The following is a 25,054-nucleotide window of genomic DNA, read 5'->3' as shown; positions in this document are numbered from 1 at the left end:
TTATTTTATTAAGTTATCTTCTACAAACTTCCAGTTAATCATATGCTTAATAAATATGTCAACATAATCAGGTCGTTTGTTACGATAATCAATATAATAAGCATGTTCCCATACATCACATGCAAGAAGCGGCTTCATACCGTTTGCTATAGGTGTACCGGCATTAGCGGTTTTTATAATTTGTAACCTATTATCGTGATATACAAGCCATGCCCAGCCGCTACCGAACTGCCCTACTGCCTCTTGCTTAAACTGTTCGCAAAACTCTTCAAAACTACCGAAATCTTTATTAATTTGTTCTAATATTTTACCGCTTGGTTTACCTCCGCCCTGCGGCTTTATTGAATGCCAAAAAAAGGTATGATTCCATATTTGGGCTGCGTTATTAAAAATAGCCGCATTTGAGTTTTGTGATGACCATTCTATTATTTCTTCTAAATCTTTTTTTTGTAATTCTTCTTTATCTTTGAGTAAATTGTTTAGATTTTGTACATAAGCATTATGATGCTTACCATGATGATAATCAAAAGTTTCGAGAGTAAAATGTGGTTTAAAACTTTCTTGCTCATAAGGTAAATCAGGTAAGATAAAAGGATATGAGGTTTGATTAGATTTGTTGCAATAGGTCATATTATTTTCTCCTATGTTGGTTTTTATATATTTATAGCGAGAGTCATTGCGAGGAAAAATTGAAAATTTTGACGAAGCACAATCTCAGGAGCCCTACTTTATGAGATTGCCACGCTCCTTGCAGTTGCTCGCAGTGACGATTTAGTATCCACGCAGGAATGACATCATAGTAACTTATGAAAATCGGAAACTAAATAAAGCGATCCGGTTATTATAATATTTGCTTTATTATCGCCGTTTATCTTCTTTATATCACTAATCGCTTCTTCGAGTGAGTCGCTTGCGCTAAAATCAATACCACTCTTTCTGCCTTCCAAATTTATTGTTTCTGCACTATGGCTTAGCGGTTCGGATAAAACTTTAACGCCGTAACCTTTAATTGTCAAACCCTTAAAGTAAGAGCAAAATTCCTCGATATTCCTATTTTTAGTCATACCGAGTATTAAATATATCGATGATTTTAAATTATCACGCATCCAATTTGCCAAAACTTGAGCTCCGCTATTATTGTGAGCTACGTCTATCCAAATTTGAACATTATCACCTATTAATTTAGAATATTTTTTCGGTTCTATTTTTTCAATTCTAGCAGGCCAAATAGTATTTTGTAATCCTTTAGCAATAACCTCATTATTAATATTAAATTGTTTGTTAATAAGGCTTATTAAGGCAATAACACTTGCAGCATTTATTAATTGATGATCACCAAGTAGCGAAGGAGTCGGAAACTCATAGGTAAAATTTCGTGATGAATAAATAAATCCGTTGTCCGTCTTTTTAATACCGAAATCATATTCATAACAGAAACTCGGTACTTCTAACTCTTCAGCCCTTGCAAATAATGTTTCATAAACTTCCAAAGCTTGCATACTTATAACGCAAGGAACGCAAGACTTCATAATACCAGCTTTCTCAACTGCTATTAGGGGTAATGTATTACCCAGCATATGTATATGATCATATGAAATAGGTGTAATTAAAGTAATTAACGGTCGTTCTACTATATTTGTTGCGTCTAACCGACCGCCTAGTCCCGTCTCTAAAATTAATATATCAGCTTTTGTTTTCTCAAATGCTAGAAATGCTGCTGCCGTAGTACCTTCAAAGAAGCTAGGTTCAATATTAAATTTTTCGCTTGCTACCCTCACCTGCTCACAAACCTGCCATAATTCATTATCCGAGATTTTCTCACCTGCTACTACGATTCGTTCATTAAATTCTAATAAATGAGGAGATGTATAGCAATGTACCTTATAACCGGCAAGCGTAAAGATGCTTTTAAGCATAGCACTGCTTGAACCTTTACCGTTTGTACCTGCTATATGTATGACGGGAGGAAGCCTTAAATGAGAGTGACCTAAGGCTCTTAAAAGTCTTGCTATATTTTCAAGATCATATTTAATGTTATTTTTCCAGGTCGGCACCGGAAAATGCGGCATTAGCATTGTTATCTCATGAATAATAGAGTTATACCATATTTGTTGTCCACTTAAAGATCGATGCCATTCCTGCAAAGGTGGTGTTTTGCATGGCTCAAAAAACCTACTCGATGTCATTCCCGCTTGCGCAGGAATGACATCGAAACTTTAGATCAACTGTTTTTAGGCAATACTGAAGTTCACCGAGTTTTTGGTTTTACTATATTGATAAGTCCAATTAATAATACTGATTTAATTATTCCCGGTATTATAAAAGGTAATACGCCGCCGTAAAATGCACCGCTTGCTCCTAAGAGTGTAGAGAGCCACATCCAGCCTAAACTCATAATAATTATATTACCGATCAAACATAAAGATATCTGATTTAACCGTTTATTAGAAGTAAAAATTTTATCTTTTAAGCTAGCCATAACATATACGGCAATTATAAAACCTGCTAGATATCCTCCGGTAGGACCGAATAATATTCGTAAACCGCTTGAAAATTCTCCGAACACAGGGATTCCCATTGCTCCAAGCGTTATAAAAGATAATATTGTTAAAGGTGCGGTCGTCTTATTATATGTAAGTCCGATGAATATCACTGCAACGGTTTGCAATGAAATAAATATAGGCTTTATAGGTATTACTATTTGTGAACAAATAGTAAGTAATGCCACTCCTAAAACTATTTCTATTGCTTGCCTTGTAGTTAACGGTAGTGAGATTGAATTAAGTTGCATAAAATTACCGCATGATTTATTTTTAAGTAATTACACTAAATAGAATTATATAATGTCCTTGTCAAGAATATAAAAATGAAAATAAAAATTTATAATGATCTAGGAGTTTCAAAAGACAGTATTAAGCATTGCGTGCATACCTTAAGACTTTATGCTCCAAAGTATAACGTAGTTATATTACTGCACAAGAAATTATAGACGAAAAGTGGGTTCAAAACACCTTATTACTTATTTTACTCGGTGGAAGAGATTTATACTATGTACAAAAATTGCAAGGCAAAGGAAATGCTAATATAAAGAATTATATTAAAAACGGTGGTAATTTTCTTGGGATATGTGCAGGCAGTTACTACAGCGGTAACTATGTAGAATTCGCTAAAGGAATAAATATAGAGGTTATAAGTAAAAGAGAATTAAAGATTTTCAATGGAACGGTTAGAGGACCAGTGTTTGCTCCTTATTATTACAACTCACATAAAGGAGCAAGAGCCGCTTATCTAAAAATAAATCCAACACTTAATTTAAATATTAAGGATTGTTATGCTTTTTATAATGGCGGTGGATATTTTATTGATGCAGAAAATACCAAAGATACTGAAATAATAGCAAGTTATGAAGATTCTCAGGCTGCAATAATAAAATGTACTTACGGCGACGGGACAGCTATTTTAAGTGGAGTTCATCTTGAATATGAGCCTGCACTCATAAAAAATCAATCTCTTAATAATATTCGTAAAATACTCAAAGCTTATGATACGGAAAGAATCAAATTATTAAATTATATAATAGACTTCTTCGGACACTCGCTTATAGAGAGGAATTTGTAGGAAACACGCAACACAGCACCGCAGCGTACATAGAAGTACGTGAGGATGCGAGCAGCGAATTGACGCACAAATTACCTCTAGAAGTAGAGTTTCCGAAGAAGTCTATTCAAAAATCTAAATCTGTATAATAGTTGGGGGGGGAAAAGCCAGGGATTCTATCTTGTAGTAATAACCTAAAAGCCGGTCTTGATTTAATTAGTGAATACCAATGTTTGATAAGCGTCCATTTATCCCAATAAATCTCACCGAAATAATCGAGTACCGATAAGTGACAACTGGCGGCAATATCGGCAATAGTTAGTGAATCCGATACAAGATAACTTCTTTTTTCTAGTAAAGAAGTTATATATTCTAAGTGATAATTTAAATTATTTTTTGCAGCACGTAAAAACTCGGTTCGTGGGCTGCTCATTTTAGCAATTGATCTTATAACTTTTTCATCGATAATAATCTTAGTAACTTCACGATAAAATTTATCGTTAAACCAAAAGAATAATCGTCTAATTTCGCAACAAATATCAATATCTTCATCTAAAAAATTAAAATTCGGATATTTGCTATTAAGATATTCAACAAAAGGATAAATACCTACTACAAATAAGCCGTATGATTCTGCTAAAATAGGTAAAGTTCCGGCAGGATTTATTTTTAAGAAATCTTTATTGAATTGCCAATAATCTTCTTTAATCGTAGTAAATTCTATATCTAATTCTTTTAAGAAGACACGGGCTTGTCTTGAAAGAGGACAAATAGGATTATGATATAACTTTTTCATTAAATTGTGTTACAGTCCTAGTCATTCCGCGACTTGATCGCAGGGTCTATCAATATTTAATAAGCTGTTTTCTAAGCTCCCGCGATCAAGTCGCGGGATGACAATAAGGTCTATAAGCCGGATTCTGTATGAATATAAATTCATTGCAGTTATTTATCTAGGATAAACGTTACCGTTTACCTCAAGCGATCTACCCGCATTACAAGCCGGCTAGAGATAACCCGGGAACTTGATAAGTTCTGTAACGCCTATTTGATCTTGCTCTTGGTGGGGTTTACCATGCGTAATTTGTTACCAACTTACCGGTACGCTCTTACCGTACCTTTTCACCCTTACCAAAAATACTCGATCAACTTCAAAAATTGGCTGCGTCATTCCACAAGTACTAACGGTACTCACGTATTAAGTATACGCTCCGTTCCTCGTCTTGTAAACTCCTAGCTCTTTTTGAAGTTGACCTTCGTATTCATACTTGGCGGTGTATTTTCTGTGGTACTGTCCCTAAAGTAATAATACTCTGCCGGAGGTTAACCGGCACCATACCTCTATAGAGTCCGGACTTTCCTCGTGATCTATAGCTTTGCTATATCATCACGCAACTGCACGACCATTTAGAATTATGGTCAATTTTCTTAAATTAGTCAATAACATTTAGAATAAGTTCAATTAACTTATTAGGTTCTGTGAAGGTTTCTAATTGATTTGCTATTTTGAGATATTTTTTAGCGAAAATTAATAAGATTTTTTTTGAAAATTTGACTTTTGTACACAGAATATAATTAAATTAACAAGTATAATAATAAATTAAAATTTCAACTATTTTTATTAAAGATATTCTTAATTTAACGTTGCTACTATTTTTTTCATACTGTATAAATATGTATTTATGCTCCTAAACACATAAATTGTTAGCAAATTTTGATATATGATATGAAAAAATTAATTTATTATTTTGGCAGTAATGGTAGTGATGGAAACGCTAGCATGAAAAATATACTTGGTAACAAAGGTGCCGGTCTTGCCGAAATGTCCAACCTAAAACTACCTATTCCTGATGGTTTTACAATCACTACAGAGCTATGTAATTACTTTTATACCCACAATAATAACTTGCCTAAAAACTTTCAAAGCGACTTAAAAAAAGCTATCACCGAACTTGAAATAACTACCGGTAAAATTTTCGGCAGTACAAGCAATCCTTTATTATTATCGGTGCGTTCGGGCTCTACGATTTCAATGCCTGGAATGATGGATACTATCCTTAATCTTGGAATGAATAACGAAGTGTGTAATGCTCTTGCGGATTCCTGCGGTGATAAACGATTTGCTCTTGATAGTTACAAAAGATTTTTAGAAATGTACGGTTCAACGGTATTATCTATACCTAGTGATCTATTTGAACAAATTTACGAAAAGCACAAAATGCAAGCCGATATTCATAAAGATAGCGATATTACCGTAGAATTATTAGAAAAAATTATTGATGATTTCAAACGGTTGCATATTAAGTATACTAAGCAACTAATTAATGATCCTTATGAACAGTTAGAATCGGCAATTAAAGCGGTGCTACATTCTTGGATGAGTAATAGAGCGGTTATATATAGAAAAATCAATAATATTTCGGAGGATTTCGGTACGGCTATTAATATCCAAGCAATGGTTTTCGGTAATTTAGGTAAAACTTCAGCTACGGGAGTTGCTTTTACTAGATCACCTTCTACAGGAGAAAAAAAACTCTTTGGAGAGTTTTTAATAAATGCTCAAGGTGAAGACATAGTATCGGGAACTAGAACACCTATGCCTATTATTGCAAAAGATTCAAATTCTATGCAAGCAATGATGCCGGAAGTATTTAAGGAGTTATCACAAATTGCGCAAACGCTTGAAGAACATTACTTAGATATGCAGGATATAGAATTCACTATAGAAAATAATAAGCTATATATTTTGCAAACACGTACTGCAAAAAGAACAGCCATCGCTGCTATTAATATTGCCGTACAAATGGTAGAAGAAAAGCTTATTTCTAAAGAACAAGCCTTAATGCGAATCGATCCGGAATCATTAAATCAATTATTACATACAAGAATTGATTACAGTAAGGGGCTTACTTCTATTGCTGAGGGGCTACCTGCTTCTCCTGGGGCTGCAACAGGTATTGCAGTATTCTCACCTTATGATGCCGAAAAATTATCTCATCATCATAAAGTAATTTTAGTACGCCATGATACTAGTCCTGAGGATATTAACGGAATGCATGTTTCTTCAGGTATTTTAACTATTAGAGGGGGAATGACTTCACATGCCGCAGTTGTGGCAAGAGGTATGGGGACACCTTGTGTTTGCGGTACAAATAATTTATCTATAGATGAGAAAAAGCAAATATTAACAGCAGGCGACATAGTTATTAAACAAGGTGATATTATAACGATTGACGGAGGTAGCGGTAAAATCTTCTTAGGTGAAATGCCGTTAATTCAACCTACTTTCAGTGAGGAATCAAAGTTAATTTTAGATTGGGCAGACGAGATTAGTAGCTTAAAAGTTCGTGCAAATGCTGAAACAGTTAACGATGCTTTAGTATCTATAAAGTTTGGAGCTCAAGGTATAGGTTTATGTCGTAGCGAACATATGTTTTTTGATACAAATAAAATTCCTTTAGTAAGAGAAATGATTATTGCTCCTGATATAGAACGGAGAAAGCTTGCTGTGCAGAAATTATTACCTCTGCAAACTGAGGATTTTAAAGCTTTATTCAGAGTAATGAAAGATAAGCCGGTAAATATTAGATTACTTGATCCGCCATTACATGAGTTTTTACCTACCACCGAAGAAGATAAAAAGAATTTGGCCAATAGCTTAAATCTACCTTTATCCATGATTAATCAACGTCTTCATGCTATGCATGAAGTAAATCCTATGCTCGGTCACCGTGGATGTAGACTTGGTATATGTTCACCGGAAATTTACCAAATGCAAATTGAAGCAATTTTTACAGCTATTTTTGAGCTACATAAAAAAGAACATATAGAATGTAACTTAGAATTAATGATTCCTTTAATTAGCAATGTAGGTGAAATACAAAAGCTTAAAATGGATATTTATGCGGTAATAGAGAAATTAGAGCAACGTTATAGATATAAGTTTTCCTTTACGTTCGGTACTATGATAGAACTACCCAGGGCAGCACTCGGCAGTAAGAAAATAGCTAAGGAAGTTGACTATTTTAGTTTTGGTACTAATGATTTAACTCAGACTACATATGGAATTTCTAGAGATGATATGGCCTCTTTTCTTCCATATTATTTAGAAGAAAAGATTTTTGAATCCGATCCATTTACTACTCTCGATGAAGAAGGAGTAGGAGAATTAATTGAAGTTGCTATAAAACGCGGAAAAAGCAGTAATGCTAATTTGAAACTCGGAGCTTGCGGAGAACATGCAGGGAACCCTGCCTCTATAGAATTTTTTCATAGAATGAATTTAAACTATGTTTCTTGTTCTCCATACCGTATCCCTATAGCAAGAATCGCCGCAGCACAAGCTAAAATTAAACACGGGTGAAGGCGTTGTTGCGAGTGGGTATTGATACCTATAGTACCGGACATTTTGCGTTCTATGTCATTCCCGCGTGGCCTTGTTGCGTGAATCAATTTCACCTCTGTCATCCCGTGGTCAAGCCACGGGGTGACACAGTGGGTTTTGCCGGTCCACGCAATGACTAAAAAATTATTTACAAATTAATATGATCATAATACCGATATTAAGCATTTTTGGGTTTTCGTCTTTTTTTGCCAAATATTTCAAAACAAAATTGACTTTCGCTCTTCCCGTCACAATCAGCATATTAGTACCGATTTTATATTGTTTTGCTATGTTAAAGCTATTACCGGCTGCAACATATATATGTTATCTCATCGGTATATTTTTAGCTTTTATGTCATTCCTGCATTTCATAGGCGTTGTTGTAGGGGTTGGCTCTGCTCCTGTCATCCCGCGACTTGATCGCGGGATCCAGTTAAAAATGTTTAGTATTTTTAAGTTATATTTTTGGATACCGTGGTCAAGCCACGGTATGACACCGCACGCATTTCTTGATCTATGCAATAATACCTTCTTCATGTCATTGCTGTGGAAGCAGGAATCTAGAAAAAATATAATTGAAATCATTGTATTTACTTTATTGATTCTTTTGTTTTTTCTTTATACCAGAGATGCATCGCTGCATGCTTATGATGATTTCTCACATTGGGGAATATTTACTAAAGAATTGTTATATTTCGGTGTTTTTGAAAATCAGTCTTCGTTAACTTCCATTATTACTACTCATGCCCATTATCCAAGAGGAGCTGCCGTTTATCATTATTTTATGCTGCTACTTTCAGGTTATTCGGACGGTAACGTATTATTTGCTCATTTCTTATTACATTTAGCATTTCTAGCTCCTTTAGCCGCAAATAAGAAATTGTGGCAAACCGGAATGTTGTTTTCACTTTTACTTTGCGGCGTAGTATTATATACGACCGGGATTCGTTCAATATATAACGATAGTACTATTGGCTTAATGTTCGGAGCTATTTTTGCAATTTATATCCTTGCGGAAGACAAGAAAAAAGCATTATTGCTTATTTTACCTATTACGATATTACTTGCCTCTTTCCGAGAAATTGGAACATGGCTTGCTAGTTTTGCTTCGATAACTCTTATAGCTCATTATACAATTTTTTATAAAAAGCCTAAAAAATCAAGTGATTATATTACGTATCTGATTTTACTTACTTTACCTATTTTGTGTAATTTTATTTGGATGAGTTATTTTAAAAATACCCATGATTTTTTTGACAGATGCGAACATAGTTTTAGCAATTTAGTATATATTGCTGAAAATTTTAATGAACAGCATAGATCATTATTACTGAATTACGGTAAATTTCTCTTGTTATTCTTATTAAAAGAAGGAAGTTTAGTTGTATATACTATTTGTATAGCTGCATGGTACGGAATTCGTAAATATAAACCGGATTTGCTTAAAGAATATAAATTTTTCCTGATAAGTACGTTTGTGTGTTTTATAATTTTTGCTTTGTGGCGGTTATATTTATATTTCTTTAACTTTAGTTATGAAGAGGCAATTAGAGGAGCATCGTTACTGAGATATCTTGGATGTTATGTTATAGCTATCGGAATGATTGCAGCTTCATATGTTAAAAATAGTATTTTCTTACACAAGCAAAGTAATAAAGAGTTATTTATATTCCTTCTGCTGCTTGCTGTTTCTACGTTTTCCGTAGTAAAAAATATACTAAGAATCAAACACTTAAACTTAGAACAAAAGAATTTTATCCAGCAAACAACAGAAGTTAAAAAGCTATTGGAGCAAGGCAATAAAATTGAATTTAACTTTAGCGGTAAGAAAGATAATTTACAATGTTATATATTAAATTATAATCTAGTACCGTATTTAGGTAAGAAATCCTTACAAGAATGCATAAAAGCTCCTAAAGAAGCAATTATAGAAACAAATGAAGAAGCGGTATACGCTCCTTTTAAATAGCGTTGAGGATTTGTTGCACAGCTTCTATGTCATTCCTGTGTGGCCTTGTTGTGTAGATATTACCCCATCATTGCGAGCAGTCGTAGTACTTGCGTGGCAATCTCATAAAATAATAACAGACTTCTGAGATTGCTTCGTCAATTACTATGCAATTTCCGTAGCTTAGACGGGAAAGCTGATTCACGCAACAACATCACGCGAGAATAACATAAAACCAATATAGATTTTAACAATTATGGATATAAAATATAATTTAGCTACCGCTTACCGAATAATGGCGTATTTATCGCTGGATGGTCATACTTATACGCATCTATCCGCAAGACCTCAAAATGCCAATTTTTACTATATTTATCCTTTTGGACTCAGATTTGAAGAAGTAACTACAGAGAATCTTTTAAAAGTTAGTTTAGACGGACAAATTTTAGAAGGGGAAGAATATCAATATAATAAAACCGGTTACTTTATTCATGGTAGTATTTATAAAACACGCCCTGATATTTCTGCCATTTTTCATTATCATACTCCTGCAGTTATTGCCGTTTCTGCTTTAAAATGTGGGCTTTTACCGATTAGTCCAATGGGCATTACATTTTTACGACAGAATATCATATCATAATTATAATTCTCTAGTCCTAGATGCTGACACACAGAGTAGTAGACTTGTTACTGATCTTAAACAGAATTATGTGATGTTACTTCGTAATCACAGTACTATTACCTGCGGCAAAACTATTCATGAAGCTATGTTTTATATTTACCATTTAGAACAAGCTTGTAAAACGCAATGCCTATTAAATTCTACAAAAGAACAAGAGCTTATAATCCCTTCTGTAGAAATATGTAAGCAGACGGTAAAAGACTTATTATCGTTTAAAGCAGATTTAGGCAAACGTGACTGGGAAGCTTGGCTACGACTTGTGAAGATGTGATCACAATACTACGACCCCAGCGGCTTTACTGGCTTGTTTTAAGGATTTATCAAGTGTTGCTATTGGTAACCCACAGCGTAATGCTAGCTCTAAATAGCTAGCATCATAAAGTGTTAATCCATATTGTACGGCTAAATCCATTGTCTCAAACCATATATGCTCCAGTGTTATTTGATCAATTTTGATGTAAAGATCCTTTAAAGTATAAATTGCTTGGTGACGTTGATTTGCAGTAAGACGTTTTGTACGCTCTGCATATGATAATACATTTCCAATCTCAAGCTCCCAAATAGCAGGGACAATTGCTCCTTCTGTTATGGTTTTATCTAGTATGTCCAAGCTTGCTACTTCATCAGGCATAAGCCATGATAAAGCGATTGAAGAATCTAAAATAAAAGAGACCATTTTTTACTTCTTACCCTCATTTTTGTAATTTAGCCATACTTCTAAATCCGATGGTTGTAAATTAATTTCTTTTGCAAGTTTTCGAAGTCTAAGAACTGCAATCTTTGCTATTTCAATATTATTATGAGAATCAATAGGAACAATTTTTGCAGCAGCTTTCCCTCTTTTAGTAATTAAAATTTCTTCACCTTTACTAGCGCGGTCTAATAATCTAGAAAAATGGGTTTTAGCATCAAAGGCTGTAATTGTGTTTTTCATATAATTAACTAGTTAATTAACTAGTCAGTTATAACATATTTTAAATTTAAATGTCAAAAACTTTAATAGACATCTTTCCAAACGCTTATAGAGAGGAATTTAAAGGAGACACAGAAGCACTTGTCACCGCTAGTGTGTACGTGAGGATACGAGTCTAGACTCGATGTATAAATTACCTCTAGAAGCGAAGTTTGAGAAAATGTCTAATGCTTACAACCGCTACCGTGAATATGTGGAGGCTGGAGTTTTATATGCTTTAGCATCTTTTTAAGTAGTGTATCACGCTTAAGTTTTGATAAATAATCTAAGAAAGTTTTGCCGTTTAAATAATCTATTTCATGCTGAATTACAGTTGCTAAAAAGCCTTCTGCTGCTAGTTCTTGCTTATTACCGTTATAATCAAGATATTTTACCTTGATTGCTTTTGATCGTGTAATAGATGCTTCAATGCCTGGAAACGATAAAGAACCCTCAATAAAAGTTTTTTTTTCTTCCGAAAAATAAGTGATGTCCGGATTAATAAAAACTATAGGCGATGATTTATTATTTTCATGTAGGTCAACTACCTCTATACGCTTTAATATTCCTACCATATTAGCACCCAAGCCCACTGCCCTTTCTATATGTAAATTCTGAAGCACTTTATCGACAATAGTACGAATATTATCATCAACAATGTCTATATATTCTGCTTGTTTTTTAAAAATATCGTTTGGTGCATAAACTATTTGATAGTAAGGTTTATCTTGATTCATTAATATACTCTGATAAATGAAGGGTTATTTTTGCATTGCTAAATAAAGATAGATATCGTTATTGCGAGCGAGCATTGTGGCATAGACCGGTTTTCCCGTCATTGCGAGGAAATTACAAAGTAATTGACGAAGCAATCCAGTAAAAAATTCTAATTTACAGAATTTTTTTAATTATTTTCTAGATTGCCACGCAGCCTATGGCTGCTTATAATGATGACTCAGTGTCCATGCAACAACGCCTCCTTGCAATGGTGTAACTTGTTCAAACCATCAATATTTATTTAGCAATGCCATTATTTCATTACGATAGCTGATAATATATTCTGATTATAAGGTTCTTGCAAATGATATGCGCGTCTTTTACTTGGATATTTTAATGGATTTGTGTAAGTATCTTCAGCAATATTTTTTATATCTTTGACGCCTGCTTCTTTAAGTTTTAACTCTACAAAAGCCGGTAAATCAAACATATAATGATTTTCTTTTATAGAGTTTATAAAAAACTGTTTATTGTTAATATCCTTACTTAAGAAAGCTTTATAATATTCATCATCAACTTCATATGAACTTTGCGCTATAGCAGGACCTATCACTGCTATTAAATTCTTTGCTCCTTTTTCTGTTATTTTAGTAACTATATTACTAATAATATTATTTATACTTCCTTTCCAACCTGCATGTGCCGCTCCGATTATTTTACCGTCGCCGCTTGTAAGTAATACCGGTACACAATCTGCCGATTGTACCGCTAATACTAAATTTTTTTTAGTTGTAATGCTGCCATCTGCTTCAGGTACGGCAATTATGGACTCATCAGCATTAACAATTTGATTGCCATGTGTTTGGTTTAAAATTAAAATATCTTGTGCTTTAAAATAAGTAGTAATAGATTTTTTGTTTTCAACTATTTCTGTTTCATGTATAGAATTATTTTTTTTTATATATCTATGACTAGAATTATTGAATGTTTTATCAAAAATTTTATAATAAACTGATCCGTTTATTAATCCTTCCATGAAAATACCCTATATTAATTATAATAGTTTTATTAATACTTTATCCGGTCGTTTACAAAAAAATAAACAGCTAGAAAAAATAATAACACAATTTCATCAAGACTATAACCTAATCCCTATTATCGGCGTAGAAATAGAGTTTTATTTAAGTCACAATATTGATATAGCTAAATTTGAAATACTTTCAAGAAAATACTTAGCTAGATTTAAAATTGCTAAAATAAAAAAAGAAAAAGGCAATAACCAATTTGAAATAGATCTTCCCCCTTCTATAAACTTAATACAATATATAAAAAATATATTAGAGGTTAAAACTATTTTAAAAAAAATGGCACAGCAGTTAAACGGTTATATAGATTTTTCGCCTAAGCCGTTTTTGGATGATTATGGTAATAGTATGCATTTTCATATTAATTTTAATTCCGAGTTCAATGATTATTATATAATTTTAGCAGCACAAGGGCTATGTCACTATATGTTAGACACCCTACTCGCTTTTATGCCTACTACTCTAGATTATTCACGGATAAATAAAAAATTTATGGCTCCTACGCATATATCGTACGGTGGAAATAATAGAAGCGTAGCCGTACGAACTCCAAATGCTTTTCCCAAACGTTTAGAACATCGCTTATCTTCCCCCGAAACCGATCCATATATAGCAATTTTTACTATTTTAAAGTCAATATTGTTGGCTTTAAAATCTCCAAGTTCGCTCCAAACAATAGAAAAAATTTACGGGAATGCTTTCGATCCACAATATAATTTAACTCCATTACCGACATCATCTCAGGAGAGCTTTATGTTATTTAAACCGGATTTTTTTTAATAATTTGTATTTTGTTTACAAAACCTAAAAACTAAACAATAATTGTTTTTTACAACTAAAATAAAGATTGATATAAAATATTAAATATAAAACTGCCGAAATTGTTTCAATTAATTATTTTATTTTTGTAAAACTAAATACTGATGAAGTGCTTTAAGCTACACTTCATTCTATATTTTCATAATTTTTCATTAGATAATTAAATTCCGCACCATAGATAAATATCATATTTATAATATAGAAGAATATTAATGTAACTATTATACTACCAAGGGAACCATACATTAGATTTAATTGATTATAGTAGACTATATAAGTTGAAAGCAAATAGCCGCTTATTATCCATAATATCACAGTTAATAAAGCCCCTGGAAATACATCAATAAAATTGAGTTTTACATTAGGTAATATATAATACAAAGACGAGGCACCTAAAAATAATAAAATTAAAATTAAAGAATATCTTATAAAATTTAAAATGATCTTATATTTTTCAATGGTCTCTAATATTATCGGAATTTTTGTAAATAATATTGGAATCACCACTAAAAGAAACATAGTAAAGGTAATCAAGGCACTAATTATAAGAAACTGTATAATACTAAGTAATCTTCTTCTTATATAAGGGGGGGGAGATTTTATTTGATATACACGATTTAAAATAGTCCTTAAACATTCTACAAAAGAAGAAGCAGTCCAAATACTGCCTACTATGGCAAGATTCATTAAACTTTGAGGAGGAGCACTTAGTAATTCTCGTGTTCTTTTTTCTATTGATTCCGTTGCTTGTTCCGGAAGACTCTCTAGAAAAATTTGTATAAAATTTTGACCAAGTTCTGAAGCTCCTAAAAAGCTTGTTAAAGCTAATAAGAATACTAGGAAAGGAAAAATAGATAAAAGGATCATGAATGACATATATCCCGAATGTTCAATGCCATCATCTTCTATTGTTCTAAATAAGGCTACATAAAGACAATTAAAAATTTTTCTCATTATAAAAGCTAAGTTGTTATTATTAATTTTATATTTAATCTTAAATAAGTTCGCTGTAAATAATTAATTTATAATTAAAATGAAACTATACTTTATCCTTGATTTGAAATATTAATATAGAAATGAAGTTTTTCCTTGCATTAATTTTATATTTTTCTATAGTACGCCAAAATTTTATTTTTTTATAAATTGTAATTTATGCTTCAGTAAATAAGTTTTTAAAACATAAGGTATTCATATTTTAAAAATAATTTTAAAGTTCTTATGATATTTTTATTTGATAAGAAATAATTTTGCACGATTTAATAATTATTTACCAAATGATTACAAAAAACTTAAAAAATGTTATTTTATAGTTGCTTATAATATTAATTTATGGTATCATTTCTACTTACACTTGGATAAGTTTAATGGTATAACAACCAAATGTTTATAATATATATAGGATAATATCATTTTTGTTCAAAGAAAATTTTAAATATAGTTATAATTAAGTAACCAAGGAGAGGATAATGGGTAGAAAAAACGATATTATACAAAAAATTGATAGTTTTATCGGCAAGAAAATTTATTCTTTAAGACTCGCTAAGGGGTTGTCTCGTCAACAACTTGCTGAAGTAATTGATGTTACGCATCAACAATTACAAAAATACGAAAAAGCAATTAATAGAATTTCTGTAGGAAGGCTAGTACTAATCGCAGAAGCTTTAGATAGGAATATTGATTATTTCTTTGAAGGTTTAGAAGAAGCTAATAAACCGCAGCCCGTACATACTCAACATCAACGTATGTGCATTGAAGTTTCAAGAAATTTTATGAAAATTAATAGCACGGAAGAACAACAAGCCATTAATAATTTAGTAAAATGTTTAGCTGGAAAAGAAAAACTAAAGACTAATGCATAAAGGCAAGCTGCCATACTGATTATGTTATGATATCATTTATGTCATTCCCGCAAAAGCGAGAATCCAGAAAATAACTTTAACATTGATACAGAAGTTACATATTTGATAAAATAAACATATAAAAAACTTATTTTTTATATGTTTTACTAGATTCCCGCTTTTAGCACAGAATACAAATCTTGATCAGCGTTGTGGAGGGGAAGACCCTCTTTTAATAGGTATTGATTTATTTAAATTTTCCGACTGAATGCTATCTCTTGCATTCATTAATGCTCCCATAATTTTTATATTCTTTTTGATGTTAACTCTATCTACTCCTACTACCATTTTAGCTTTTTCAATATCCGGCTTATCTTTACTTATAGGTTTTAATTCAGACTTTCCTGATACTACCCTTACATCTTCTGTTTTAACACTAGGGTTTTCAATTGCTTCTGCTCGTTTTTGTTCTTGTAATAACTTATCTATAGTTTGTAAACGTACCTCTTTAGATAAAGTTTTATCATCAATTAAATTAGCTTTAATGAAACTTTGCTGTTCTTCAGTAGAAGATTTAGTACCAAATTCCTTTACCAGCTCATCTACTTTTTTTATTGATTCCTCTTTTTTTTCTTTAAGAGTTTTAAGGTTACCATTTGGAGAAAGCATAGCACGAAAATTATTGACTTTCTCAACTGCAAGCTTAGAGATATTATTTAATATACTAGAAGTTTCTTGTACAATTCTTTCTTCTGCCGACACTACCGGTTCTTTAGATTTTTCTAATGCTTCTATAACAGGATTAACAGCGTTAATTACTTCCTGAGCTTTGTTATATATATCATCGCGAGGCTTGTGTTCTTCTATATTCTGTCCTTTTAACCCTTCAGTTAAATTTTGAGTTTCTCTATCTAAAGCTGCCTCACTCGCTGCATCTTTAGCTTTTTTAAGTGCCTCTTTCTCAGAGTCATTAATATTACTATTATCGATCCCGCTAGAAACTGCCTTAGTTATTTCAGGACCTCCTTTGCCTTCATAAATACCATCTACTAACCCTTTAGTCATTAGCTCTCTATAAGGTAAATTGGTCTTACTTTCTGCAATACCTTTTTCCGCTGATGCCATAATAAGTGCTTTATTAGGTAAGGATAAAGAGGTATCACTATGAGTAGCTATAGTCTCGCCTACCCCTTTAACAATCTCTGCTTTGTCTTGAGCTTCAAGCGAGCTTTCTGCAACCGTGTTAGTAATTTCTTGAATTATTTCGCCTTTGACTTCTGCTGTAGCCGGACCATCTAAAACATTAGACGTAATGGCTTGTATGTTTATTGTTTTTAATTCAGTATTACTTAGAGGATCAAACAAAATATCATTTACTTTTTTTATTGTATCTTTTTTAGTTGGTTCTGCCGTAATCTTATCTAAATTCTGCTGTATCAATTGTTGTTGTGCCGGACTGAGCACTTGGGCTTCTACACCTTTCTGTAATACAGAACCTAATAATTTTTGTTTTTCCACATTGCTTAATTCAGAGACATTAACCTTATCACCTACTGCTATAAGCATTGTCCCTTTATCTTTAGTAGAAAGGTTACTTTTTATTACAGCATCCGTAATACCGTCAATTGCTGCAGCTCTACTTGCATCATCTTTAAGACTTAAACCGACATCTACTGCTTTTTCTAACATCTGCTGTTTTTGCTTCGGCTCAAGATTCTCTGAATTTAAAGCGATAGCTACTGTAGCTTCAAGCATTTTTGATTTTGCTAGGTCTGGGGTATTCTGATCATTTTTTATGGTTTCTAATACTGCATTGACTCCAGCTACTTTTGCATCCGGTGTGAGGTTTTTATTATTGACCGTATTTTCAGCTAAAACAATGATATTAGTCTGCTTTTCAGCAATATCACTTGTCTCATTATTAAGAATTGCCGTGGCTGCTTCTTTAATTAAATCAATTTCTTTTGTGAAACCTGCATTTACATAATTTAATAAATCTTGCATGCTGCCTGATAAAGCTGTAGCTGCATTAAGAAGGTTTGGATTCACTTGTTGCGACTGTGGCATTTGTGAAGTCTCAGGTTGCAGTGGTTGGTTAGTAGGAGTAATTGGTGATACTTGTTGTTTATACTGAGGTGGTTCAACCGATGAACTTGCTGTTTGCTGTGGAGTTATTAGCGGTTGTTCCTTACTTTGTCCTTGTCCTATTATAATATCTTCAGCTTGCGATAAATCAACGCTCTGCCCTTGGTTTAGTTCTACCTCTTTCATCATTTCTTTATATTTACCGCGTGTTACCGCAAGTGTATAAATTTCTCCACCATGCTCTATATAAGCTATTGCGTCATCTCCGGTTCCGGCAAATTTTAAAGGTTTTGGTGAGCTTATTTCTTTAAGTTGAGGTTTACCGTTTGGTCCTTCTTCGTAGTGGGCAGTGAAATATACGGCTTTATCTTTGGAGGGCTTTGTGCCATCAGCTTTTAATGCTACCATCGATAAATGCATTGACCCATCGGCTTTATCAAGTTTTATAGGAAAATCTATTTCCCTATATGAGCTGATCTGAACCTGAGTACCGTCTTGTTTAGCTACAGTAAAAGGCTTAGTTTTAACAGTTGTTTCATTTAAGGTACAGAGTTCATCACCTGCATCATTTTTAACTACTGTTGCTCTAAGATCGTTTGCACTTACTTGATTTTCCCACTGTACCGGTTTAAATCCACCAGGGTATCCACTAGCGGCACTAAATGTATTATGAACATTTTTATAGCCGGCTATTTCTATTGATTCTAATTTCTTTTTAAGCTCAGGATTTTCTAAAGCCTTATCAATAAATTCTCTATTAGCCGGATTACCGAAAAAAGTACTTAATGTTTTATCTTTTTCTTTTTCTTCTTCTATTTCTTTTCTTTTTTGTTCAGCTAAATCACGGTCTGCAAGGACTGCCAGGTCTTTTAATATTTGTTCTATTAAATTATCTTTTTGCGGTTGTATAATTGTTTCTCTTACAGCCTTGGTTATTGGGGCTGATGTCTGACTGTCAGGAGAAATATGGCCCGATAAAGCACTAATTGAAGGGGTAGATTGAGCAGAAGATGCAGAAGTAGCGATAAAACCATCGTCAGCTTCTAGTTCTGGGGTTGTAGTTTGAGATAAAAATTCTTTTTTCTCTTGTTCTAATTTTTGCTTTTGTTCTTCTGTATATTCCTTATTTGCTAAAGGATCAAATTCACTTGTATCTAGGTTACCGTCTTTACTCATAAAACCTCTCATTTAACCAAAAATTAATTAGCACAAACTGTAAGTGATGCGTAGTCAAGCCGATGTTGTTACGTTGATCTTTACTCTCTATGTCATTCCCGCGTAGGCGGGGCATCCAGTCACTAAAAAGTCTAAGCACATTAGATTTTTAAATTAAAAGCTCGATTTATTTCGCTTGTTTCTGGATTCCCGCCTACGCGGGAATGACATAACATATCCTCTTTCACAGTTTGTGTTATACTGTCAAAGATAGTATATAGAGATTTTAGTAATATCAAGAAAAAACTAATATTATTATTGAGAAAATTTAATAGAATTTTTATATTCTTTATTGAGTGCTTTAGTTGCCCAAAGCCAGGTTAAGCAAGTAATTATAAATATAATCATTAAACAGATGGAAATAGATTGATAACTAGCGGAAGGTAATATTATAAATACCAATGATTGTAAAAATGCACTACTAGATTTACCGAGTTTTGTACCTATCATGTCGGCAGCAGCTTTGCCTTTTATTTTTATTTCCGGATCTAAAGGAACATAGGCCATTTCTTTTGTTGAATCAAATAAGGTATATTTACTTGATTTACTAAGCACATTTTGAATAGCACCTATTGTTATAGCAATTAAAGCAGGATCGGTTAGAATAAAATTTGCTATTATTAAGCCGGCAAATCTTTCAAAATTATTAACAGCAAAAAATAATATACCGGTAATAAAAACTATTAAAGGGGTGATAACAGCTGCCGTAAACCAGCCAAGTCTTCTCACTATATTTGAACCAAGTACGACAAATAAAATAGTCAATACTCCGGTATAACGCAAATAACTGCCTATAAAAGCTGCATATTCGGTTGGAGTTTTATAAATTTTAGTAGCTGCTGCTTTCCAAGGACCTTCTACTAAATTAATGGCAAGGCCATAGCAGATAAGCAAAGTTGCAATTAATCTAATATGTCTTGACGATAGAAGCATCTTACAACTTGCAGCAATAGTCATAGATTTTTTCTTTGCTTTAAACCTGAGTAACGCCATATGCTCTTTGTCTAGTACTTTATGATTAAGCAACCAGAAAGTTTTAATAGCTATTATTCCTAAAATTAATACTATAGTTAGTATAATTTGTATAGAAAGTGTATGAAAAGACGATTGCAATGCAAATTTATTAGTTATGTAATCATTAATATTACTTAGATTTTCTAAAAACTGCCCTGCTAAATAAATACCTGTTTGACTCAGTAAACCGAATAACGGATAAAATCTTTTAGATTCTTCCACTGTAGTAATATTATTAACAAACTGCCAAAACAGTAATGCGAAAACTACGTTTGGCCATAATTCGGCTATTATATAAAATAACGAAAAACTCCATTTTGATAAAAGCAATATAAACCATTTTAAATTAGGTAAACTTGCCGTTAAATTTTGAACGGTTACAGGGCTTAAATGCAGCATTTCATGATTTGGAAAAATAATGTAAGCAAAAAGAGCAAAGAATGTTAAAAATATTGATATAATAAGATAAAATATATTTTCTGCTTTCATCTTATTAACAAGCTTTACATATATAGCAGTCATTAAAAAAGCTGACGGCATCACTCCCCAAAACTTCAAAAACGAGATAGTCTCGGCACCGATCATAGTAGTAACAATACTATCTTTTAAAGCTCTGATTAGATTTTGGATAAATAAAATACAGAACATTAATAAAGTGATGAATAAAAATTTAGAAACTTCATGGCGTTTTATAGGCCAGATATAATCAGTAAGTTTGGAAAAACAGCTATTGATTTTAGAGGCAGAATTTTCTATATTACTGAGGTTAATCGTCATTATTTGGTCTAACCTATCTTGCTATTGGCTAGAGTTATATATTAAAGATTTTCTAAGTTTAAGTCAAGTTAAAATCAAATTAAAATGAGTAATTATTGGTTAAATATTTATAAACCAAGAGGTATAAGTTCTGCTCAACTTGTTAGCATAGTAAAAAAAATACTCGGTAAAACCAAGATAGGACATGCCGGTACTTTAGACGTAGAAGCGGAAGGAATATTACCGCTTGCCGTAGGTGAAGCTACAAAGTTGATACATCTGCTAATTGATGCTAGAAAAACCTATATTTTTACCGTAAAATTCGGAACGCAAACCAATAGCGGCGATTATGACGGTAAAGTAATAGCAACGAAAGATTGTATCCCTTCTCAAGAAGAAGCTTATGCCGTATGTTCTAAATTTATCGGTAACGTAACACAAATACCGCCGGCTTTTTCAGCTCTTAAAGTTAACGGTGTAAGAGCTTATAAATTGGCTAGAGAGGGAAAAAAAGTAGAATTAAAGCCACGAAATATAACTATTTATGATCTAAAATGTTTAAATTTTGATGAGAAAAATGCCACCGCTACATACTATACGGAATGCTCAAAAGGTACTTATATAAGGACTTTAGCAGAAGATTTGGCATTGTCCTTGCAAAGTTTAGGATTTGTGATAGAATTACGCCGTACTCAGGTTGGAATATTTAAAGAAGAAAATGCTATCCGCATTAAATCGCCTGACGAAATTACCAAAAATTCCCTAGAGGCAAAAAGTATAAAGATAGAAGCAATACTGGACGACATCCTGGTTCTTGATGCAACTGACAGCCAAGCACAGCAAATTAAATATGGACAGAAATGTTTATTTAATTATGAAAAAGACTTTAGACATCTTACCAAATTTGCTTATAGAGAGGAATTTGAAGGAAACACGGAACGCAGCACCACAGCGTACACTTTAGTACGTGAGGATGCGAGTACCGGGTTGACGTATACATTACCTCTAGAAGTAGAGTTTGGCAAGATGTCTGTTGATCTTTTATGGGTTCGCTATAAAGGCACTTTGCTTGCAATAGGTAGCTTAAACAAGAGTTGCTTTAATTCTTTACGAGTATTTAATTTAACACAAGACTTCTTTTAAAACTGGAAGTCTATATATTTAAGGAGAAATTATCGATGTCGATTACTACAGAACGTAAGCAACAATTAATTAAAGAATATGCTATAACGGAAAATGATACCGGTTCAAGTGCAGTGCAATGCGCTATCTTAACTGAAAGAATCAATAATTTAACCGAGCATTTTAAATCTAACCATAAAGATCATACTTCAAGACGCGGATTATTAATTTTAGTCGGGCGTCGCCGCAGATTACTTAACTATATTAAAAAGAATAATATTAGCAAATATTTAGATTTAATAAGTAAGCTAGGAATTAGAAAGATTAAGTAGTGGGATAATCGTCATTGCGAGCAGCCGTAGGCTGCGTGGCAATCTCGTCAAATATCCTGAGATTGCTTCGTCAAATTACTTCGTAATTTTCCTCGCAATGACGTGGTAGAATACAATAAAATATAAATTATGAAATGAGATAAATAGATGTTTAACGAAATAACTAAGAGTATTACATGGAACGGGAAAGTTCTTGAGCTTAGTACAGGTAAAATAGCAAGGCAAGCTGACGGGGCAGTTACGGTAAAAATGGGTAATTCCGTTTTACTATGTACGGCAGTAGTAGCTAACAAAGCAAAAGAGGGTATAGGTTTTTTTCCTTTAACAATTAATTATAGAGAAATGGCATATGCTGCCGGTAAGATACCAGGGGGATTTTTTAAACGTGAGGGAAAAGCATCAGATAGAGAAGTTTTAGTATCTCGTTTAATAGATAGACCGATTAGACCATTATTTCATCCGGCTTTTGTGAATGAAACGCATGTAACTTGCAGTGTTCTTTCATATGATCCTGAAACTCCGGTAGATATACTTGCAATTATCGGTGCATCGGCTGCACTTAGCCTATCCCCTGCTCCTTATCTAGAAATAGTTGCGGCAAGTAAAGTAGGTTTAATCAATGGTGAATTTGTTTTAAATCCAACACTTGAATTATTAAAAACAAGTCAGCTTGATTTAGTAGTTGCAGGAACATCAGATTCAGTAATGATGGTTGAATCGGAAGCTTATTTACGCTCTGAAGAACAAATGTTAGAAGCCGTAAAATTTGGATTTGAAAGCTTTCAGCCGGTAATAAAGATAATTAAAGAACTAGCAGAAGAAGCTAAAAAACCAAAACTTGAAATGCAAGATTTATATCCTGCTTCATTAAAGAAAGAAATTGAGAAGTTATTTGTAAAAGAAATTGAACAAGCTTTTGCAATTAAATCTAGACAAGAACGTAGCACTAATTTAGATTTAATACTTGGAAAAGTTCTTACACATTTTGTAAGCGACATAGAAAATAAAAAATATAGTAATTATCAAATCGAATCAGCTTTAAAAGCTATTGAATCAGATATATTACGTAACGAGATTTTAGAAAAAAATAGACGTATCGATGGAAGAAGTACCACGGATATAAGACAAATTGCTTGTGAAATAGGTTTACTACCTTCCGCACATGGTTCAGCTTTATTTACTAGAGGTGAAACGCAAAGCTTAGTTAGTACTACATTCGGTACTAGTTTAGATGAGCAGATAGTTGACAGTTTAGAGGGTGAGTATAAAGAGCGTTTTATGCTCAATTATATCTTTCCGCCCTACTCTGTAAATGAAGCAATGCCTATGAAAGCACCTAGTCGTCGTGAAGTCGGACACGGTAAACTCGCATTGCGTGCTATTAATCCAATATTACCTAATAAAGTACAATTTCCTTATTCTATTAGAGTAGTTGCCGAAACTACGGAGTCTAACGGTTCTTCTTCAATGGCAACTGTTTGCGGTAGCTCTCTTGCTTTAATGTATGCCGGCGTACCGATAAAAGCACAGGTTGCGGGTATTGCTATGGGACTTGTTAAGGAAGGCAAAAAATTTGCCGTATTATCGGATATTCTCGGCGATGAAGATTATTTCGGTGATATGGACTTTAAGGTTGCAGGAACTAGCGAAGGGATTACTGCATTACAAATGGATATCAAAATATCCGGAGTAGATTTTAAAATAATGAAAGTAGCTTTAGAGCAAGCACGACTCGGTCGTTTGCATATACTGGAGCAAATGAATAAAGTTATCAGTAAACCAAATAACGAACTAAGTAAAAATGCTCCTTCTACTACTACTATAAAAATAGATAAGGATAAAATTAGAGATATTATAGGACCAGGCGGTAAAGTAATAAAGGAAATTTGTGAAACTAGCGGTGCTAAAATAGATATAAGCGATGACGGTACGGTGTCTGTTTATGCTTCAGATAGAGATAAGCTAAAAGTTGCCTTAGATAAAATTAAAGCTATTGCCGTTGAACCTGAAATCGGTGAAATATTTAACGGTACGGTAATGAAAGTCTTAGATTCCGGTGCTTTTATTAATTATTTAGGTAATAAAGACGGCTTTGTTCATATTAGTGAAGTTTCAGAAGAAAGAATAGAAACGGTTAGCAGTGTTTTAAAACAAGGCGATATAGTAAAAGTGAAGCTAATAGGCTTTGATAATAAAGGCAAGGCAAAATTAACTATTAAAAATGCTGATAAAGATAAAGCTTCAAATAATACAAAGCCAAAAACTAATGTTAATAATGCTAAGGACAATTCAGAACCTGAGCAGCGACGTGATTCTAGTAAAAAACGAGCTTGGAATGAAGATAATAATGCTGAAACTGCTGAAGTAATTACAGAACGTAAGTATTTTAATTGATATGAAGCTTAATCGTCATTGCGAGGAAATTACGAAGTAATTGACGAAGCAATCTCAGGAGTTTGTTATTATTTCATGAGATTGCCGTGCAGCTTACGGCTGCTCGCAATGACG

Annotated in this window: 20 protein-coding genes, 1 other RNA gene and 3 pseudogenes; 10 read left to right on the top strand and 14 right to left on the bottom strand. The window is 33.0% G+C overall.

Annotated elements, in window-relative coordinates; genetic code table 11:
* The 3 genes from A3305_RS06815 to A3305_RS06800 form a co-directional block, all read right to left on the bottom strand.
* A complete protein-coding gene (locus A3305_RS06815; protein WP_014392288.1) occupies positions 1–630 on the bottom strand; it encodes a superoxide dismutase in 630 nt (209 codons plus the stop codon).
* A 164-nt stretch (positions 631–794) separates the two neighbouring features.
* The gene (locus A3305_RS06805) at positions 795–2,075 is read right to left on the bottom strand and encodes a folylpolyglutamate synthase/dihydrofolate synthase family protein (RefSeq protein WP_014392287.1); all 1,281 of its coding nucleotides are present in this window, start codon (positions 2,073–2,075) and stop codon (positions 795–797) included.
* Positions 2,076–2,248: 173 nt separating this feature from the next.
* Complete coding sequence (locus A3305_RS06800) at positions 2,249–2,791, bottom strand: biotin transporter BioY (RefSeq protein ID WP_014392286.1); 543 nt, start codon at positions 2,789–2,791, stop codon at positions 2,249–2,251.
* A gap of 176 nt (positions 2,792–2,967) precedes the next feature.
* Between A3305_RS06800 and A3305_RS06795 the strand changes: the two genes are divergently transcribed.
* Together A3305_RS06795 and A3305_RS11625 are read left to right on the top strand one after the other, a co-directional pair.
* Entirely contained in the window at positions 2,968–3,618 is a 651-nt protein-coding gene (locus A3305_RS06795; RefSeq protein ID WP_306765196.1) for a BPL-N domain-containing protein, read from the top strand.
* A pseudogene (locus A3305_RS11625) lies at positions 3,561–3,737 on the top strand (palindromic element RPE1 domain-containing protein); the annotation flags it as partial. The gene A3305_RS06795 and the pseudogene A3305_RS11625, both read left to right, overlap by 58 nt.
* Here A3305_RS11625 and A3305_RS06785 read toward each other — a convergent pair.
* A complete protein-coding gene (locus A3305_RS06785; protein WP_014392285.1) occupies positions 3,725–4,393 on the bottom strand; it encodes a glutathione S-transferase family protein in 669 nt (222 codons plus the stop codon). The pseudogene A3305_RS11625 and the gene A3305_RS06785 overlap by 13 nt on opposite strands.
* A gap of 97 nt (positions 4,394–4,490) precedes the next feature.
* An RNA gene (gene rnpB / locus A3305_RS06780) (RNase P RNA component class A) lies at positions 4,491–5,008 on the bottom strand.
* A 315-nt stretch (positions 5,009–5,323) separates the two neighbouring features.
* Between rnpB and ppdK the strand changes: the two genes are divergently transcribed.
* The gene (gene ppdK / locus A3305_RS06775; protein ID WP_014392284.1) at positions 5,324–7,960 is read left to right on the top strand and encodes a pyruvate, phosphate dikinase; all 2,637 of its coding nucleotides are present in this window, start codon (positions 5,324–5,326) and stop codon (positions 7,958–7,960) included.
* Between the two features lie 165 nt (positions 7,961–8,125).
* Here ppdK and A3305_RS11620 read toward each other — a convergent pair whose 3' ends face one another.
* Positions 8,126–8,242, bottom strand: coding sequence for a pyruvate phosphate dikinase (locus A3305_RS11620; protein ID WP_144010750.1), 117 nt, complete (start codon positions 8,240–8,242; stop codon positions 8,126–8,128).
* Between the two features lie 28 nt (positions 8,243–8,270).
* On the opposite strand from A3305_RS11620, the gene A3305_RS06765 reads away from it, so the two are divergent.
* Both A3305_RS06765 and A3305_RS06760 read left to right on the top strand, forming a co-directional pair.
* Positions 8,271–9,950 carry a hypothetical protein gene (locus tag A3305_RS06765; RefSeq protein WP_014392283.1) on the top strand — a complete coding sequence of 560 codons (1,680 nt, stop codon included), beginning with the start codon at positions 8,271–8,273 and terminating at the stop codon, positions 9,948–9,950.
* 235 nt (positions 9,951–10,185) lie between these two features.
* Positions 10,186–10,882, top strand: a pseudogene (locus A3305_RS06760) (class II aldolase/adducin family protein).
* Here A3305_RS06760 and A3305_RS06755 read toward each other — a convergent pair.
* From A3305_RS06755 to pgeF, 5 genes and pseudogenes are all read right to left on the bottom strand, one after another.
* A complete protein-coding gene (locus A3305_RS06755) occupies positions 10,883–11,287 on the bottom strand; it encodes a type II toxin-antitoxin system VapC family toxin (protein WP_014392282.1) in 405 nt (134 codons plus the stop codon).
* Positions 11,288–11,290: 3 nt separating this feature from the next.
* The gene (locus tag A3305_RS06750) at positions 11,291–11,545 is read right to left on the bottom strand and encodes a type II toxin-antitoxin system Phd/YefM family antitoxin (protein ID WP_014392281.1); all 255 of its coding nucleotides are present in this window, start codon (positions 11,543–11,545) and stop codon (positions 11,291–11,293) included.
* Between the two features lie 203 nt (positions 11,546–11,748).
* Positions 11,749–12,300 carry a peptide deformylase gene (def, locus tag A3305_RS06740; protein WP_014392280.1) on the bottom strand — a complete coding sequence of 184 codons (552 nt, stop codon included), beginning with the start codon at positions 12,298–12,300 and terminating at the stop codon, positions 11,749–11,751.
* Between the two features lie 88 nt (positions 12,301–12,388).
* Positions 12,389–12,492: pseudogene (locus A3305_RS09055) on the bottom strand (lytic transglycosylase domain-containing protein); the annotation flags it as partial.
* Between the two features lie 101 nt (positions 12,493–12,593).
* Complete coding sequence (gene pgeF / locus A3305_RS06735) at positions 12,594–13,316, bottom strand: peptidoglycan editing factor PgeF (protein WP_014392279.1); 723 nt, start codon at positions 13,314–13,316, stop codon at positions 12,594–12,596.
* On the opposite strand from pgeF, the gene A3305_RS06730 reads away from it, so the two are divergent.
* The gene (locus A3305_RS06730) at positions 13,315–14,145 is read left to right on the top strand and encodes a glutamine synthetase family protein (RefSeq protein ID WP_014392278.1); all 831 of its coding nucleotides are present in this window, start codon (positions 13,315–13,317) and stop codon (positions 14,143–14,145) included. The genes pgeF and A3305_RS06730 overlap by 2 nt on opposite strands.
* Positions 14,146–14,310: 165 nt before the next feature.
* Here the strand turns inward: A3305_RS06730 and A3305_RS06725 are convergent, their stop codons facing one another.
* Positions 14,311–15,138, bottom strand: a complete 828-nt coding sequence (locus tag A3305_RS06725) for a YihY/virulence factor BrkB family protein (RefSeq protein ID WP_014392277.1) — start codon at positions 15,136–15,138, stop codon at positions 14,311–14,313.
* Positions 15,139–15,650: 512 nt separating this feature from the next.
* Here A3305_RS06725 and A3305_RS06720 point away from each other — a divergent pair.
* Entirely contained in the window at positions 15,651–16,043 is a 393-nt protein-coding gene (locus A3305_RS06720; RefSeq protein WP_014392276.1) for a helix-turn-helix domain-containing protein, read from the top strand.
* 183 nt (positions 16,044–16,226) lie between these two features.
* On the opposite strand, the gene A3305_RS06715 is transcribed toward A3305_RS06720, so the two are convergent.
* Both A3305_RS06715 and tlc4 read right to left on the bottom strand, forming a co-directional pair.
* Positions 16,227–19,283 (bottom strand): Sca4 family spreading effector, encoded by a 3,057-nt coding sequence (locus A3305_RS06715; RefSeq protein ID WP_014392275.1) that lies wholly within the window; start codon positions 19,281–19,283, stop codon positions 16,227–16,229.
* 294 nt (positions 19,284–19,577) lie between these two features.
* Positions 19,578–21,113: an NTP/NDP exchange transporter Tlc4 gene (tlc4, locus tag A3305_RS06710; protein WP_014392274.1), complete on the bottom strand. Its 1,536-nt coding sequence runs from the start codon at positions 21,111–21,113 to the stop codon at positions 19,578–19,580.
* Between the two features lie 84 nt (positions 21,114–21,197).
* Here tlc4 and truB point away from each other — a divergent pair, with 84 nt between their 5' ends.
* From truB to pnp, 3 genes are all read left to right on the top strand, one after another.
* Positions 21,198–22,235 (top strand): tRNA pseudouridine(55) synthase TruB, encoded by a 1,038-nt coding sequence (gene truB, locus A3305_RS06705; protein ID WP_014392273.1) that lies wholly within the window; start codon positions 21,198–21,200, stop codon positions 22,233–22,235.
* A 35-nt stretch (positions 22,236–22,270) separates the two neighbouring features.
* The gene (rpsO, locus tag A3305_RS06700) at positions 22,271–22,546 is read left to right on the top strand and encodes a 30S ribosomal protein S15 (protein WP_014392272.1); all 276 of its coding nucleotides are present in this window, start codon (positions 22,271–22,273) and stop codon (positions 22,544–22,546) included.
* 147 nt (positions 22,547–22,693) lie between these two features.
* On the top strand, positions 22,694–24,940 hold the full coding sequence (gene pnp, locus A3305_RS06695) for a polyribonucleotide nucleotidyltransferase (protein WP_014392271.1): 2,247 nt from the start codon (positions 22,694–22,696) through the stop codon (positions 24,938–24,940).
* Positions 24,941–25,054 lie beyond the last annotated feature (114 nt).

The organism is Rickettsia amblyommatis, assembly GCF_002078335.1.
Classification (GTDB): domain Bacteria; phylum Pseudomonadota; class Alphaproteobacteria; order Rickettsiales; family Rickettsiaceae; genus Rickettsia; species Rickettsia rickettsii.
This window is presented reverse-complemented; position numbering and strand designations above follow the sequence as displayed.